13 protein-coding genes and 2 pseudogenes are annotated in these 16,963 nt (G+C 52.4%); 4 read left to right on the plus strand and 11 right to left on the minus strand.

The window, feature by feature from the left end:
- Positions 1-57: 57 nt before the first annotated feature.
- Positions 58-1,813: pseudogene (locus V1603_RS16460) on the minus strand (replication endonuclease); the annotation flags it as partial.
- Here V1603_RS16460 and V1603_RS16465 point away from each other — a divergent pair.
- A pseudogene (locus tag V1603_RS16465) lies at positions 1,806-2,195 on the plus strand (tyrosine-type recombinase/integrase); the annotation flags it as partial. The pseudogenes V1603_RS16460 and V1603_RS16465 overlap by 8 nt on opposite strands.
- 110 nt (positions 2,196-2,305) lie before the next feature.
- On the opposite strand, the gene leuE reads toward V1603_RS16465, so the two are convergent.
- Together leuE and V1603_RS16475 are read right to left on the minus strand one after the other, a co-directional pair.
- Positions 2,306-2,941, minus strand: a complete 636-nt coding sequence (leuE, locus tag V1603_RS16470) for a leucine efflux protein LeuE (RefSeq protein WP_116339417.1) — start codon at positions 2,939-2,941, stop codon at positions 2,306-2,308.
- Between the two features lie 106 nt (positions 2,942-3,047).
- Positions 3,048-3,221, minus strand: coding sequence for a YciY family protein (locus V1603_RS16475; RefSeq protein ID WP_086379783.1), 174 nt, complete (start codon positions 3,219-3,221; stop codon positions 3,048-3,050).
- Between the two features lie 144 nt (positions 3,222-3,365).
- On the opposite strand from V1603_RS16475, the gene cls reads away from it, so the two are divergent.
- A complete protein-coding gene (gene cls / locus V1603_RS16480) occupies positions 3,366-4,826 on the plus strand; it encodes a cardiolipin synthase (RefSeq protein ID WP_028013424.1) in 1,461 nt (486 codons plus the stop codon).
- 33 nt (positions 4,827-4,859) lie between these two features.
- Positions 4,860-5,189, plus strand: a complete 330-nt coding sequence (locus tag V1603_RS16485; protein ID WP_006810881.1) for an HI1450 family dsDNA-mimic protein — start codon at positions 4,860-4,862, stop codon at positions 5,187-5,189.
- Positions 5,190-5,220: 31 nt separating this feature from the next.
- Here V1603_RS16485 and V1603_RS16490 read toward each other — a convergent pair whose 3' ends face one another.
- The 7 genes from V1603_RS16490 to V1603_RS16520 form a co-directional block, all read right to left on the minus strand.
- Positions 5,221-6,090, minus strand: coding sequence for an ion transporter (locus V1603_RS16490; protein WP_395312968.1), 870 nt, complete (start codon positions 6,088-6,090; stop codon positions 5,221-5,223).
- 14 nt (positions 6,091-6,104) lie between these two features.
- Positions 6,105-7,109: a murein tripeptide/oligopeptide ABC transporter ATP-binding protein OppF gene (gene oppF / locus V1603_RS16495; RefSeq protein ID WP_395312969.1), complete on the minus strand. Its 1,005-nt coding sequence runs from the start codon at positions 7,107-7,109 to the stop codon at positions 6,105-6,107.
- On the minus strand, positions 7,106-8,119 hold the full coding sequence (locus V1603_RS16500) for an ABC transporter ATP-binding protein (protein WP_116339413.1): 1,014 nt from the start codon (positions 8,117-8,119) through the stop codon (positions 7,106-7,108). The genes oppF and V1603_RS16500 overlap by 4 nt, the downstream gene beginning before the upstream one ends.
- A gap of 11 nt (positions 8,120-8,130) precedes the next feature.
- Positions 8,131-9,039: an oligopeptide ABC transporter permease OppC gene (gene oppC, locus V1603_RS16505; RefSeq protein ID WP_116339411.1), complete on the minus strand. Its 909-nt coding sequence runs from the start codon at positions 9,037-9,039 to the stop codon at positions 8,131-8,133.
- 14 nt (positions 9,040-9,053) lie between these two features.
- Entirely contained in the window at positions 9,054-9,974 is a 921-nt protein-coding gene (oppB, locus tag V1603_RS16510) for an oligopeptide ABC transporter permease OppB (RefSeq protein ID WP_028013429.1), read from the minus strand.
- Between the two features lie 83 nt (positions 9,975-10,057).
- Entirely contained in the window at positions 10,058-11,689 is a 1,632-nt protein-coding gene (gene oppA, locus V1603_RS16515; protein WP_028013430.1) for an oligopeptide ABC transporter substrate-binding protein OppA, read from the minus strand.
- Between the two features lie 771 nt (positions 11,690-12,460).
- Positions 12,461-13,108 carry a YchE family NAAT transporter gene (locus V1603_RS16520; protein WP_116339409.1) on the minus strand — a complete coding sequence of 216 codons (648 nt, stop codon included), beginning with the start codon at positions 13,106-13,108 and terminating at the stop codon, positions 12,461-12,463.
- A gap of 478 nt (positions 13,109-13,586) precedes the next feature.
- Here V1603_RS16520 and adhE point away from each other — a divergent pair, with 478 nt between their 5' ends.
- On the plus strand, positions 13,587-16,265 hold the full coding sequence (adhE, locus tag V1603_RS16525; RefSeq protein WP_028013432.1) for a bifunctional acetaldehyde-CoA/alcohol dehydrogenase: 2,679 nt from the start codon (positions 13,587-13,589) through the stop codon (positions 16,263-16,265).
- Between the two features lie 65 nt (positions 16,266-16,330).
- Here adhE and tdk read toward each other — a convergent pair whose 3' ends face one another.
- Positions 16,331-16,945: a thymidine kinase gene (gene tdk / locus V1603_RS16530; RefSeq protein WP_028013433.1), complete on the minus strand. Its 615-nt coding sequence runs from the start codon at positions 16,943-16,945 to the stop codon at positions 16,331-16,333.
- Between the last annotated feature and the right edge of the window lie 18 nt (positions 16,946-16,963).

The raw sequence follows: 16,963 nt of genomic DNA on the forward strand, positions 1-16,963 counted from the left end.
CAAACCTTGCGCAGCTCAAAAAATACGTTGCCACATATAATAGTTCTTCTCAGTAGGTTATGCACTCCCGAAATCAGTCGGAAATCCTTTCCACTCATCATTGACACTCAAATTAAACCGTCCCCCACCGTAGACGAGCGCAGCCCCACGCGCCAGCGCCTGAAGTTCCCATCTCTTCGGTGTGATGCCCTTCTGCGACAGTTCGAAGAGGATGCGCGGAATCTGCGCCCGTTCAGCTTTCGTCATTCGCGCCGATGGCGCTATCTGGTGCGGTTTTAACGGCTCGCCGTTTTTTTGCTGGCGATTTGGTCGCGGTGGGTTGTGTTTTAACACACCTCTGAGTGCCGTCACGACTTCAGGGTCATCCCAGGCGATAACTCCGTCATCAACGAGATTCAATACCGCTGCGGCATGCTCAGACGGTGTAGGGGTCATAACTGGATCGCCATCCCCGGAGAGCTTTCCACAGTTATTGACAGGACTCCGAGGCGCGGCAGAGCCGCTTTTTAAGGTCAAAGGCTCAACGGCCAAAACCTTTGGCACGATTCGCCATTCAGCTGTACGGGTTACATGGACACGTTGAGCCCCGAGGTGAGGGGCATAAATCCCGACAATCCTCTCGATATCTTCCTCATAGTCGTTGACCTCATCCGTCACCTTGCGGGCGACCCTGACGGCCTGAGCATCACGCGGCATGTTTGCCCCACCCTGCGCGATGATGTACTGGTCAAATTCGCCTGCATCTGCAGCAGCACGCGCGGCCTCGACCCTGTCGTCGAATTCGCTGGCGATACTCACTCCGCGCGGCAGTTTGCGCAGTTCGCGGTAAGCGCCCATCGTCGGGAGGCCAATCGGTTTAAACTGCGGGATGCGCCATGTAGACGCCCATGCGGTGACGGCTGCGGCCGTATCTTTCAAAGGCTTGCCGGTGTCGTGGTCGAGCTGGCCGTCGAGTGCGTAGCCGTCGATATTTTTGGCAATGTATTTAGCGATATAACCCGCCGCGCCGCCCTGATTAAGATGACGGGACTCAAAGCGCTGTTTTGCCGCGCCCTTTTCGTGTCCGTCCTCTTTGAGGGCATAACGACGCATGATTTCGTTAATGGCTTTGCGCTGACCGGGTTTGCAAAACAGCATCATGTGCCAATGTGGCGTGCCGTCGTGGTGCGGTTCGACAACGCGCATCCCGTAAACATCTAAATCGTTATCTTTGAAAGCTATACGCATCAGGCTCCAGATTCGGCATAGATAGCGCTGGCCGTCTTTGGGTGTGAATGCTGTTTCGTTCCAGCCGTGATTGAGCTGCACAGTTTTGCTTTCACCTTTGCCAACCTGACGGGTCGGGTGATAGCGTGGTCAGCGTGATAAACATCCCCACGTCACCAACGCTGGTCGCGTAGCGTTCAATCCCGGCGATAGTATTCATCAGCTCCATGCGGCGTACCTCAGGATTTGAAATACTCCCCATGACCTTGCTAATGAGGTCGATACGCTCGCCCGTGACTTTGTTTTCGAGCTCGCAGGATTTCAGATATTCGAGATTAGCCAGGCGGCGCGAGTGAACATCGCGGATCGCCATTTTGCTGGCGTAGGGTGAACGGTCTTTGTTGACCTCACCGGCAGCAATAAGCAGCGCCTCGCGCCAGCGCATACGCTGTGTCTTGAGCTGGTTAACCCACCACTCATCCTTTATCAGTCGTGAAATAGCGGAAAATGCCATGCGGATCGTCATCTGACCCTTACGGTATTTTTTCCAGTACATCGGGGGGAAGTTGAAAGCGCGCGCAACACCGGTCACTTGCCCGTATAACCGGGTGTCTTTCGTTAAGACGAAAACCAACACACCGCGCACGGTCCCGATCTCTGATGACGTTGCGGCTTACGTAGTCGGCAAAACACGAGGTTTTCTGTTTCCTGAGGCCAGTTATGCTGACTTCAGGCGAACCCTCAAAGAGGTTAAGCCCGATTTACCGGCCGGACAAGCAACACATGCGCTACGACACTCTTTCGCGACGCACTTTATGATTAACGGGGGCAACATCATCACACTGCAGAGGATCTTAGGTCATACGAAAATTGCGCAGACAATGGTCTATGCGCACTTCGCTCCTCAGTACCTGCAGGACGCGATTTCGCTTAACCCGTTGAAGGGTGCCAATGGTGGTCAGAGTGTCCACAATGTGTCCACACCCTAGCCGCTTTTTATGGCTTTTGACTGCTAGTAGTAAAACGTGAAGTCTTGTCTGGCGCGGCTTTCCAGTTACGCCAGACATTAAAAAGGCTCCCTCAGGAGCCTTTTGTCACATCAATGCAGCGACGCTAACCGCGCCGCAAATCCGACAAACAGCAGCCCTATCAGCCCGTTCCCCAACTTTGCCAGCTTCTTTTTGGTTTTCAGATAACGCGTGACAAACGCCCCGGAGAAGATCAGGAAGCTCATGTACATAAAGCTAATCAACTCAAGCGTGGTGGCGAGGATCAGGAAAGAGGTCCCGGTATTTTGCGCATTCACGTCGATAAACTGCACAAAGAACGAAACGTAGAACAGAATCGCTTTTGGATTGGTCAGGCTCAGGACGAGGGAGCGTTTCATGATCGTGCTGGCCGGCTCGGTTCCGCTCTCTGGAGCGTTATTCTGACGGGTAATTACCGACCAGATCATTTTGCCCCCCAGCCACAGCAGATAGAAGGCCCCAAGATAGCGCACGATATTAAAGAGTACGGGGGTCGTCTGGATCAATGCCGCAACACCCGCCCAGGCCAGAAACATCAATACCGCATCACCGATAAACACACCGGTCGCGGCAAGATACCCTTTTTTCACTCCGTGACCAATCCCGGTTTTCAGCACAAACAGGGTGTTTGGCCCGGGAACCAGCACGATAAAAAATGCGCCAACAACATACGTCCAGAAATTCAGTACACCAAACTCCGCAAACACCTCTCCCTCCTTTTGCTAAAAATAACCGGAATATCGCCGCAATAACGATATTCGCAAAATCAGACACTATATAATCAGCGGGCACCTTGCGGTGCCCTCATGGGTTTCAGATATCCTGGACTGCGAACAGCAACGCATTGCGGTGCCGGGTCAATCCACATTTTCTGATGGCGTGGATACGCATATTGCGGCGGGATTGTGCCTCCAGCCAACGAGCCTTACGACGACTCACCTGTCGCAACATGCGCCAGCGCCCTACTTCTGTTCTACTGCGCTTCATGTCTACAACTCTTTCTCAAACAGAGTCGCCATTATAAACCCAACCCGGCAGCAAACCAGCGCTTTTACCTGGCGTTTTTATTTGCCAGATGAATCCTGATGCGTACACTCATAACAATACGCTTTCAAAAGGATTTTTTTAACTATGACAACCTTCTACACCGTGGTGAGTTGGCTGGTCATTCTGGGATACTGGCTGTTAATCGCGGGTGTGACGTTACGCATCCTGATGAAGCGCAGAGCCGTACCCTCTGCCATGGCCTGGCTTCTGATCATTTATATCCTCCCACTGGTGGGAATTATTGCCTATCTCTCTTTCGGTGAGCTTCATTTGGGTAAACGCCGGGCCGAGCGGGCGCGTGCCATGTGGCCTTCCACCGCGAAATGGCTTAACGATCTCAAAGCCTGCAAGCATATCTTTGCCGAGGAGAACAGTAGCGTCGCCTCCTCGCTGTTTAAGCTCTGCGAGCGCCGCCAGGGGATTGGCGGCGTGAAGGGCAATCAGCTCCAGCTACTGACGTCGTCCGATGATGTCATGCAGGCGTTGATTCGCGATATTCAGCTGGCTCGCCATAATATTGAGATGGTGTTTTATATCTGGCAGCCCGGCGGCATGGCTGACCAGGTCGCTGAGTCGCTGATGGCGGCCGCACGCCGGGGGATCCACTGCCGTCTGATGCTGGACTCCGCGGGCAGCGTGGCATTTTTCCGTAGCCCCTGGGCGGGCATGATGCGTAATGCCGGTATCGAGGTGGTTGAGGCACTGAAGGTGAATCTCCTGCGCGTGTTTCTGCGCCGGATGGACCTTCGCCAGCACCGTAAAATGGTCATGATCGATAACTATATTGCCTACACAGGCAGTATGAACATGGTTGACCCGCGCTTCTTTAAACAGGATTCCGGCGTCGGGCAATGGGTGGATCTGATGGCGCGAATGGAGGGGCCGATTGCCACCTCGATGGGCATCGTGTACTCCTGCGACTGGGAGATAGAGACCGGCAAGCGTATCCTGCCGCCGCCGCCGGATGGCAATATCATGCCGTTTGAAGAGGCCAGCGGCCATACAATTCATACCATCGCCTCCGGACCAGGCTTCCCGGAGGACTTGATTCATCAGGCGCTGCTGACGGCAACCTACTCCGCGCGTGAATATCTGATCATGACGACGCCCTACTTTGTCCCCAGCGATGACCTGCTGCACGCGATTTGTACCGCAGCGCAGCGCGGTGTCGATGTGAGTATCATTCTGCCGCGCAAAAATGACTCCCTTCTGGTGGGCTGGGCCAGCCGTGCCTTCTTTAGCGAACTGCTGGCTGCCGGGGTGAAAATTTATCAGTTTGAAGGCGGGCTATTGCACACCAAGAGCGTGCTGGTTGACGGCGAGTTAAGCTTGGTGGGCACGGTTAACCTTGATATGCGCAGCCTGTGGCTAAACTTTGAAATCACCCTGGTGATTGATGACGCCGGCTTTGGCGGTGACCTGGCGGCGGTTCAGGATGACTATATCTCCCGCTCGCGGCTGCTGGATGCCAGGCTGTGGGTAAAACGTCCGCTATGGCAGCGAATAGCTGAACGACTGTTTTACTTCTTTAGTCCGTTGCTGTAAAACGTGCCCAACGATGTTAAACAGGTAGTCATCATGGAAATGGATCTGAACAATCGCCTGACCGAAGACGAAACGCTCGAGCAGGCCTATGACATTTTTCTCGAACTGGCGGTTGATAACCTCGATCCCGCAGACGTGATCCTCTTTAATCTGCAGTTCGAAGAGCGCGGCGGTGCCGAATTGTTCGACCCTTCAGAGGACTGGGCCGAACATGTGGATTTCGACCTGAATCCTGACTTCTTTGCCGAAGTGGTAATTGGGCTGGCTGACGAAGACGGCGGTGAAATTAACGACATCTTCGCCCGCGTCCTGCTGTGTCGCGAGAAAGACCACAAGCTGTGCCATATACTCTGGCGCGAATAATAAAAAAGGCTGCGATGGCAGCCTTTTTTAATTAATCCGGTAACGCACTTCCACAACGGTTGCAAAACCGCGCGCTGTGTTCATGATCGGCCTGGTGGCAGTTCGGACATTTGCGCCGCTGTTTACGGTTCTGAAACGCGCTGCTCATGTGCGTGGTGATAAGCCCCGTCGGGATGGCAATAACCGAGTACCCAATCAGAATCAGCACGGATGCCACTATCCGCCCCAGCGGCGTATGGGGCGTGATATCGCCATACCCCACGGTCGTGACGGTCACTATCGCCCAGTAGACGGACGCATTGAGCGTCGCGAAGCCATATTTCGGCCCTTCTATCAAATACATCAGCGCGCCGAAAACAATCATGACGATGGCAATAAACGAATAGAAAAGAATAAGCTGGTGTCGTGCGCTGACGATCGCGCTCCAGAATACCCGCAGCGACGGCATAAAGCGCAGCAATTTCAGGATACGTAATACCCGAATAACACGCATCGCTCGCCAGGCGAAAACATAGTTGAGGCTGATCTCCGGCCACAACCACATCACATAGAGCGGCAGGATAGTGGCTAAATCAATAAAGCCCCAGAAGCTGAAGACGTATTTCGCCGGATTGGGCCAGCAAATTACCCGCAAAATATACTCAGCGGTAAAAACCAGGGTGATGATCAGCTCCAGCCAGACAAACGCATGCCATTCCTCAAATGTCAGGTGATACTGCGTACCAACACCCGATTCAATAAATATGACCACTACGCTGAGTAGCGCAAAGAGCGCGCAGAGACCTTCAAAACGGCGTCCCGATACCGTTTCAGGATCGAATAAAAGATGATAGAGCCGACGACGGGCTGAGGTGAATAAACGCGACACGATAACCTCGCAAAAAATAAGGGCTGACATCATGTCAGCCCTTACGATTATAACGGGTCTACTTTCAGGCAGGAAACCGCATGTCGGAAACTGCCTTCCAGAACCGGTCGCGTTTTCGTACATTCCGGCCCCGCCATCGGGCATCGCGTGCGGAACACGCAGCCCGACGGCGGGTTAATTGGCGACGGCAATTCCCCTTCCAGAAGCTGAATCGTTTTATTCTTTTCCAGATCGGGGTCGGGGATCGGCACCGCCGACATCAGCGCTCTGGTGTAAGGGTGCAGCGGGTTGTGGTACACCTCATCGTAGGTACCTAACTCCACGGCATGGCCGAGATACATCACCAGCACGCGGTCTGAGATGTGTTTTACCACCGCCAGGTCGTGCGCGATAAAGATCAGCGACAGCCCCATTTCGCGTTGCAGCTTCTGTAGCAGGTTCACCACCTGCGCCTGAATAGACACATCCAGCGCGGAAACCGGCTCATCACAGATTATCAGCTTAGGTTCGAGGATCAGCGCACGGGCAATACCAATACGCTGGCACTGGCCGCCGGAGAATTCGTGCGGATAACGGTTGATGAGGTTAGGCAACAGGCCGACTTTCAGCATCATCGCCTTCACGCGGTCGCGCACTTCCTGACGCGACATCTTAGGATGATAGGTGCGCAGCGGCTCGGCGATAATCTCACCGATGGTCATACGCGGGTTTAATGACGCCAGCGGATCCTGGAAAATCATCTGGATATCGCTGCGCACGTCGCGCCACTCGTCGGGCTTCATGCCCAGCAGATCTTTACCCAACCAGGCTACTTTGCCGCCGGTGGCTTTCACCAGTCCGATAATCGCACGCGCAAAGGTGGATTTACCGCAGCCAGACTCTCCCACCACACCCAGGGTCTCCCCTTCGTACAGGCGCAGCGTGACGCCATCCACCGCTTTCAGGGTCTTCGGCGGCTGCCAGAACCACTGTTTGCCGTCTTTGATGTCGAAATGCACCTTGAGGTCAGCGATTTCGAGAAGCACGTTGCGTTTTTCATCTACTGCGTTCATACCAGCTCCTCCTGCGGCTTAAAGCAGGCGCGCAGACGGCCTGGGGCAAATTCTTCCAGCGGCGGCGCGCTGTTGCAGATTTCCATTGCGTGCGGGCAGCGCGGCTGGAATGGACAGCCTTTCGGCAGACGCAGCAGGTTTGGCGGGTTGCCAGGAATGGTGAGCAGGGATTCCCCTTCCGCATCAAGACGCGGCACCGCGTTCAGCAGGCCAATGGAGTAAGGATGGGCAGGCTGATAGAACACGTCACGCGCTTTGCCGTATTCCATGGTGCGCCCGGCATACATCACCAGCACTTTGTCACAGATACCTGCCACGACACCGAGATCGTGGGTGATCATAATAATCGCCGTGTTGAACTCACGCTTAAGCTCGTTTAACAGGGTCATGATTTGTGCCTGAACGGTCACGTCCAGCGCGGTAGTCGGTTCATCGGCAATCAGCAGCTTCGGCCGACACAGCAGCGCCATCGCAATCATCACGCGCTGACGCATACCGCCGGAAAACTCGTGCGGGAACATGCGCATGCGCTTGCGCGCTTCCGGCATTTTCACCGCATCCAGCATTTTCACGGATTCCTCAAAGGCTTCCGCTTTGCCCAGGCCTTTGTGCAGCATCAGGACTTCCATAAGCTGCTCGCCGACGCGCATATACGGGTTCAGCGAAGTCATCGGATCCTGGAAAATCATTGAAATTTGTTCGGCGCGAAGCTTGTTCAGCTCGTGCTCCGGTAAGTTGAGGATTTCACGGCCGTTGAATTTTGCCGAACCGCCAATCACGCCGTTCGCGGCCAGCAGGCCCATCAGCGCAAAAGCGGTCTGGGATTTTCCGGAACCGGATTCCCCCACGATCCCCAGCGTTTCACCTTTGCTCAGGTTAAAGTTGAGATCGTTGACTGCGGTCACATCCCCGTCCGGCGTTTTAAAGGTCACGCGGAGGTCTTTCACATCCAGCAGAAGGTTGTTCTGCTGTTGCGCCTGAGGCGCGGTGGCCGTTTCAATTATTGTCATGACGGCGCTCCTTAACGGTCTTTCGGGTCGAGGGCATCACGCAGGCCATCGCCGATAAAGTTAAAACAAAACAGGGTGACGACCAGGAAACCCGCCGGATAAAGCAACAGCCACGGTGAAACTTCCATCGAGTTTGCGCCGTCGCTCAGCAGCGCGCCCCAACTGCTCAGTGGCTCCTGCGTACCCAGCCCCAGGAAGCTGAGGAAGGATTCAAACAGGATCATGCTTGGCACCAGCAGTGATGCATAGACCACCACCACGCCCAGCACGTTAGGCACGATATGACGAACCACGATATTACTGGTTGATACGCCCCCTACCTGCGCCGCTTCGATAAACTCTTTGCGTTTGAGGCTCAGCGTCTGGCCGCGCACGATACGCGCCATATCCAGCCAGGAAACCATCCCGATAGCCACGAAGATCAACAGGATGTTCTGGCCAAAGAAGGTCACCAGCAAAATAACGAAGAACATAAACGGGAAGGAGTTCAGGATTTCCAGCAAACGCATCATCACTGAGTCTACTTTGCCGCCAAGGTAGCCGGAGAGCGCGCCGTAAAGCGTCCCCACAATCACCGCCACCAGCGCGGCAGCGATACCGACCATCAGTGAAATACGACCACCAATCGCCACGCGCACCAGCAAATCACGGCCGGATGAATCGGTACCGAAATAGTGGCCAGACTCCATATCCGGCGCGCTGGACATCATGCCCCAGTCCGTATCGAAATAGGTAAATTGCGACAGCATAGGTGCCAGGGTCACAAAAAGCGCGATGATCACCAGAACCACCAGGCTGGCGACCGCGGCACGGTTGTGCATAAAGCGACGGCGCGCGTCCTGCCAGAGGCTACGACCTTCTACTTCCAGTTTTTCACTGAAGTTTTCCAGCACCTCGCTGTTTTTCTTACTCAACATCATGGCGTGCTCCAGCGTTAGTAACGGATTTTCGGGTCGATAACGGCATACAGCACATCGACAACGGCGTTAAAGAGAATGGTCAGCGCGCCCACAAGGATCGTGAGGCTCAGAACGAGCGAGTAGTCACGGTTAAGCGCCCCGTTAACGAACAGCTGACCAATGCCCGGCAGGCCATAGATCGTTTCGATAACCATTGAACCCGTAATGATGCCGACGAATGCCGGTCCCATATAGGAAAGCACTGGCAGCAGCGCCGGCTTGAGCGCGTGGCGGAAGATGATCCGGCGCATCGGCAGCCCTTTCGCGCGTGCGGTACGGATGAAGTTTGAGTGCAGCACTTCGATCATAGAACCACGGGTGATACGCGCAATACTGGCGATGTATGCCAGCGATAATGCCACCATCGGTAAAATCATGAACTTCAATGCCCCGCCGTTCCAGCCGCCCCCGGGCAGCCATTTCAGCGTGATGGCAAATATCATCACCAGCAATGGCGCGACAACGAAACTGGGTATCACTACCCCGGTCATTGCCACCCCCATTACGGCATAATCCCATTTGGTATTTTGTCTGAGCGCGGCGATAACGCCTGCGGTGACCCCGAGAACGACGGCCAGAATGAATGCTGCAGCACCCAGTTTTGCCGACACCGGGAAGCTGGAGGCCACCAGGTCGTTAACGGAATAGTCTTTATATTTAAATGACGGTCCAAAATCACCGTGCGCCAGCTGCTTCAGATAGTTGAAGTATTGGGTGGTGATGGGATCGTTTAAGTGATACTTCGCCTCGATGTTCGCCATAACTTCCGGCGGCAGCGTGCGTTCACCGGTAAATGGACTTCCCGGCGCGAGACGCATCATAAAGAAGGAAATCGTAATTAGAATAAATAGCGTTGGTATCGCTTCTAAGCAGCGACGCAGGATAAATTTCAACATTGCCCGTACCTTCTGGCGTGTGCCTGATGAATGTTACAAAGTAGACACAGTGGGGCAAGCCAGGCTCGCCCCACGTATTGCCATTAATGCTTGATAATATAGAGATTCTTAACGGAAATATTATCCAACGGGTCTTTACCGGTATAACCCCCTACCCACGGTTTCACCAGACGGGCGTTAACGTAGTAGTAAACCGGTACAATTGCAGAATCTTTATCGAGCTGCTCTTCTGATTTCGCGTACAGCTCTGCGCGCTGCGCATCGTCAGACACTTTCAGCGTTTCGGCGATGATCTTGTCGAACGCCGGGCTCTTATAGTGCGCCGTGTTGTTGGAACTGTCGCTGAGCATGGTGTTCAGGAATGAGGTCGGTTCGTTATAGTCCGCACACCAACCCGCACGCGCCACGTCGAAGGTCCCCTGATGACGCGTATCGAGGAAGGTTTTCCACTCCTGGTTTTCCAGCTTAACGTTCACGCCCAGGTTTTTCTTCCAGATAGACGCGACCGCAATCGCCAGTTTCTTATGCAGATCTGATGTGTTGTACAGCAGGTTAAACGTCAGCGGTTTATCTGCGGTGTATCCTGCTTCAGCCAGCAGTTTTTTCGCCTCTTCGTTTCGTTTTTCCTGTGACCACTTGAACCACTCAGGCTCAACCAGCTTCATCCCATCGGTATACGGAGGTGTGTAGCTGTACGCTGGCAGATCGCCCTGGTTTTTCACTTTGTTCACGATAATATCGCGATCCAGTGCCAGCTTCAGCGCAGTACGAACGCGCACGTCGGTGAACGGTGCTTTCTGGTTGTTGATTTCGTAGTAATAGGTGCACAGATACGGATCGACGTGAACTTCTTTCGGGATCTCTTTCTTCAGCTTCTGGAACAGTTCAATCGGCATGTTGTTATAGGTCATGTCGATTTCGCCGCTGCGGTAGCGGTTAACGTCGGTCACTTCGGAAGAGATTGGCAGGTAGGTGACCTGATTAATAACGGTCTTAGCGTTATCCCAGTACTGCGGGTTACGCTCCAGCACCATACGTTCGTTGACCACCCAGTCTTTGAGCTTATAGGCACCGTTGGTCACGATATTGGCAGGCTGTGTCCATTTTTCACCAAATTTTTCTACAGCGGATTTTGGTACAGGCGATACGGACGGGTGAACCAGCAGCTTATAGAAGTACGGAACAGGTTCGCTCAACGTCACTTCAAAGGTATTAGCATCAATCGCCTTCACGCCCAGGTCGGTGACCGGCTTTTTACCAGCGATGATGTCATCGATATTGGCGATGTGGCCATACTGCAGATAGCTCGCATACGGAGAAGCGGTGTTTGGATTCGCCAGACGCTGCCAGCTATACACGAAATCTTCGGCGGTAACCGGTGTACCGTCGGACCATTTGGCATCTTTACGCAGATGGAAGGTCCAGACTTTGAAATCTTTGTTTTCCCACTTTTCTGCCACACCCGGTGCCGGGTGGCCGTCTACGTCAGTCACCAGCAAGCCTTCGAAAAGGTCGCGGTTAACGTTCGACTCAGGAACGCCTTCAATTTTGTGCGGGTCGAGAGACTGCACTTCCGCACCGTTGTTACGAACCAGCGTCTGTTTCTCCGCCAGTTGAACACCTGCAGGAACGTCCGCAGCCATTGCAGCGTTGCCCGCGATTAGCGCAGTTAAAATCCCCGCCGCTACCAGATTTTTTTTTGTGATGATGGACATTGTGTTGGTACTCCACTCATTATAATTACTGGCTTTCGCCAGCTGTTTAATCCCCTGTTGGGGCCTGTACAGCGCAGGAGTTTTTTTTGCTGCTGTCAGGTTCTTTTTTTACTTCTTGCTATCACCGACTTTTTTATTACTGACCGCTCGTATGGCCGTCTTGCGTCGATTCTTGCCAGGCCTCCCCTGTTTGAGACCTGTGCCGGATATCTGAGAAGAGGACTATATGAAAATAATTCTCATCTGGTTGTTTTATGCTGCAAAATATTAGGCCGGAAAGTATCAAATGGCGTAAACACGCGCCAATACATTTTGCAAATTTGTTAAGCAATTCTCTTTTACGGTGAGTGCCGTATCTTTGGTGGCGGCCCTGCCAGACGTTGAACATTAAGAAAAACCAATAATATTCAAAATGATAGAGAAAGCTTTCTCTACAAGCGCGTCGCTGCGCTATCGTCGCGTGATTTTGTACAAAAATTTAACAACTGGTTATTATTTAGCACATTCATCTACATGAATGTTGAAATTACTAATATCATTTCGGTTATCACTCAGCAAGCCCCAGACTATCGTGTGAGTAAAATAACAGAGCGTTCGAAGATTTTCTGCGCAGGTGGACTGGAGGGGAATTCATAACTCTATGAAATACAAGCAATGAACATTATTAGTAGAATTTATTATGATATGTGAGCATTTCAACTTTATTTATATGATTTGCTGATAATTACATAAAAAAATCGGCGCCGCAGCGCCGTTCTTTCATATGAAATATCAATGCAACAAGCCGGGGAAAATGCTTTTAATACCCGTTACAATGAACTCGATCCCGAGTGCCATCAACAGCAGCCCCATAATACGCGTAATAACGTTAATGCCCGTCTGCCCCAGCAAGCGCACCAGCCACGGCGCCATGCGGAATACACCCCAGCAACAGAGCGCGAAAACGGCAATTGCGACAGAAAAGCCAATCAGGTGCATGAGACTATGGTAACGCGTGCCCCAGACAATCGTCGAACTGATGGCACCCGGCCCGGCCATCAGGGGTAACGCCAGCGGAACCACGCCGATACTTTCGCGAATGGCGGTTTCTGACTTTTCCTGCTTGTTCTGCTTATCCTCACCCAGCTTACCGCTGATCATGGACATGGCAATGGTCACCACCAGGATCCCGCCCGCAATGCGGAAGGAGTCAATCGAGATGCCAAAGATCTGGAGAATGGCATCTCCCAGGAAAAGCGAGGTGAGCAAAATGATCGCCACAGACAGGTTAGCGGTGAGATTGGTTTTGTTCCGGGCCGCCGCCGTCTGGTAACTGGTCATACTAATGAAGACAGGAATGATCCCCACCGGGTTGACCAGGGCAAACAAACCAATAAAAAATTTGAAATACGTAGGAAAATCAAAGAGCGTTTGGATCACGTTTTGCTCCGCTTTTGCGCATGCCCGGGACTGGTACGTTGTCATGAAAAATCGCGCTGAAGATACGCTTTTTATTAGCATACTTCACCAGAAATCTGTGCCAAAACGTTAGCATTTCAGAATGTTAAACATATGTTGAGACAATGATAGCGCCACTTCCAATAGTTACTTAATTAATTAACAGTGGAAATATATCCATTAAATAACCCTGCTGAAAGGTATCAGCTTAGTGGAAAATTGATGCAGATCATGATTTCTGTACTCAGAAGTGAGTAATCTTGATTACGCCCCCAGGGAGGTCACCTGACAAAAAGGGATGATGCTAAGGTAAGGCTCTTTTAGTAAATTAGTGTACTGGAGCATAAAGTAACCCTTTGTTTTACTTTATGTAACGCAAGTCGTATTGGCACTGTCTATACTGTCTGACGTATCGAGCGCTGGTTTACTAAAAGAGTTTAAACATTATCAGGAGAGCATTATGGCTGTTACTAATATCGCTGAACTGAACGCCCTCGTCGAGCGCGTTAAAAAAGCCCAGCGTGAATATGCCAATTTCACCCAAGAACAGGTTGATAAAATCTTCCGCGCGGCCGCTCTGGCTGCTGCAGATGCTCGAATCCCTCTCGCTAAAATGGCCGTTGCCGAATCTGGCATGGGTATCGTTGAAGATAAAGTGATCAAAAACCACTTTGCTTCTGAGTATATCTACAACGCCTATAAAGATGAGAAAACCTGTGGCGTTCTGTCTGAAGACGACACCTTCGGGACTATCACCATCGCCGAACCTATCGGTATCATTTGCGGTATTGTTCCAACCACTAACCCAACTTCAACGGCTATCTTCAAATCACTGATCAGCCTGAAGACCCGTAACGCAATCATCTTCTCTCCACATCCACGTGCGAAAGACGCGACAAATAAAGCAGCAGACATCGTTCTGCAGGCTGCAATTGCCGCTGGCGCACCAAAAGATCTGATTGGCTGGATCGACCAACCTTCTGTTGAGCTGTCCAACGCGCTGATGCATCACCCGGACATTAACCTGATTCTGGCGACCGGTGGTCCTGGCATGGTTAAAGCAGCATACAGCTCCGGTAAACCAGCTATCGGTGTGGGTGCAGGTAACACCCCAGTTGTTATCGATGAAACCGCTGACATCAAACGTGCTGTTGCGTCTGTTCTGATGTCTAAAACCTTCGATAACGGCGTTATCTGTGCATCTGAACAGTCTGTTGTTGTTGTCGATTCCGTGTACGACGCAGTACGCGAACGTTTCGCCAGCCACGGTGGCTACCTGCTGCAGGGTAAAGAGCTGAAAGCGGTTCAGGACATTATCCTGAAAAATGGCGCGCTCAACGCCGCTATCGTGGGTCAGCCAGCCTATAAGATCGCTGAACTCGCAGGCTTTACCGTTCCGGCAACCACCAAAATCCTGATCGGTGAAGTTAAAGTTGTCGACGAAAGCGAGCCGTTTGCTCACGAAAAACTGTCTCCAACGCTTGCTATGTACCGTGCGAAAGATTTCGAAGACGCGGTAGAGAAAGCCGAGAAGCTGGTTGCCATGGGCGGTATCGGTCATACCTCATGTCTGTACACCGACCAGGATAACCAGCCAGAGCGTGTTGCCCACTTCGGTCAGATGATGAAAACAGCCCGTATCCTGATTAACACCCCTGCTTCTCAGGGTGGTATTGGCGACCTGTATAACTTTAAACTCGCACCTTCCCTGACTCTGGGTTGTGGTTCCTGGGGTGGTAACTCCATCTCTGAAAACGTTGGTCCAAAACACCTGATCAACAAGAAAACCGTTGCTAAGCGAGCTGAAAACATGTTGTGGCACAAACTTCCGAAATCTATCTACTTCCGCCGTGGCTCTCTGCCAATCGCGCTGGATGAAGTGATTACTGATGGCCACAAACGTGCGCTCATCGTGACTGACCGTTTCCTGTTCAACAACGGCTACGCTGACCAGATCACCTCTGTACTGAAAGCGGCTGGCGTCGAAACTGAAGTGTTCTTCGAAGTTGAAGCTGACCCGACCCTGAGCGTTGTCCGCAAAGGTGCTGAGCTGGCGAATTCATTCAAACCAGATGTGATTATCGCACTGGGTGGTGGTTCCCCAATGGACGCCGCGAAAATCATGTGGGTTATGTACGAGCATCCGGAAACCCACTTCGAAGAACTGGCGCTGCGCTTTATGGACATCCGTAAACGTATCTACAAGTTCCCGAAAATGGGCGTGAAAGCGAAAATGATCGCCGTCACTACCACTTCCGGTACCGGTTCAGAAGTGACACCATTTGCGGTGGTAACGGATGACGCAACAGGTCAGAAATATCCACTGGCTGACTACGCGCTGACCCCAGATATGGCTATCGTTGATGCCAACCTGGTTATGGAGATGCCGAAATCTCTGTGTGCATTCGGTGGTCTGGATGCGGTCACTCACGCCCTGGAAGCCTACGTTTCTGTACTGGCGTCTGAGTTCTCTGACGGTCAGGCTCTGCAGGCTCTGAAACTGCTGAAAGAAAACCTGCCAGCGTCCTACAACGAAGGTTCTAAAAACCCTGTAGCACGTGAACGTGTCCACAGTGCAGCAACCATCGCCGGTATCGCGTTTGCGAACGCCTTCCTGGGTGTTTGCCACTCTATGGCGCACAAGCTGGGTTCACAGTTCCACATTCCTCACGGTCTGGCGAACGCCCTGTTGATCAGCAACGTTATCCGTTATAACGCTAACGACAACCCAACCAAGCAGACTGCTTTCAGCCAGTACGACCGTCCGCAAGCGCGTCGTCGTTATGCTGAAATCGCTGACCACCTTGGTCTGAGCGCACCGGGCGACCGTACTGCTGCGAAGATTGAGAAACTGCTGGCATGGCTGGAAAGCCTGAAAGCTGAACTGGGTATTCCTAAATCTATCCGTGAAGCAGGCGTTCAGGAAGCTGACTTCCTCGCTCACGTAGACAAGCTGTCTGAAGATGCCTTCGATGACCAGTGTACTGGTGCTAACCCGCGCTACCCACTGATCTCCGAGCTGAAACAGATTCTGCTGGATACCTACTACGGTCGTGAGTTCAAGGAAGGTGACGTTGCTGCTGTGAAAACAGAAGCTCCGGTCATTAAAGCTGACAAGAAAGCGAAGAAAAGCGCTTAACTGACAGCCTGATGAAAAAACCCGCCTTCGTGGCGGGTTTTTTTATGTCTGAACAACAGCAGATATTATTTTCTGTTGTCGTGCTGGATCGCCGTGAGCGAGCCTACGGACAATGCTTCCTTATAATGCTTACGACAGACCGACACATAGCGTTCATTGCCGCCAATCACCACCTGCTCACCGTCCGCATAAGGTTTTCCGGCCTGGTCGAGACGAAGCACCATGCTGGCCTTGCGTCCGCAGAAGCAGATAGTTTTCAGTTCAACCAGCTTATCTGACCAGGCAAGCAGATACTGGCTTCCGGCAAACAGTTCCCCGCGGAAGTCTGTACGCAGCCCGTAGCACAGGACGGGGATATCGAGCTCATCAACCACTTCAGAGAGCGCGTGCACCTGTTCACGCGTCAGGAACTGGCTTTCATCAACCAGAACGCAGTGAATAGGCTCTGACGCATGCGCAGCGCGGATATCCTCCAGCAGGTCAGTTTGCGGGTTAAAAAGCCTGGCTGGCGAAGAGAGGCCTATTCTGGAACTCACCTTCCCTGCACCGAAGCGATCGTCGATTTCAGCAGTATAAACAACGGTACGCATTCCTCGTTCCTGGTAATTGTATGAGGATTGCAGCAGCGCGGTGGATTTACCGGCATTCATTGCCGAATAGTAGAAATAAAGTTGTGCCATTGGCCGTCAAACCCTAAT

It is taken from the genome of Enterobacter sp. ECC-219, assembly GCF_043966805.1.
GTDB lineage: Bacteria > Pseudomonadota > Gammaproteobacteria > Enterobacterales > Enterobacteriaceae > Enterobacter > Enterobacter cloacae_N.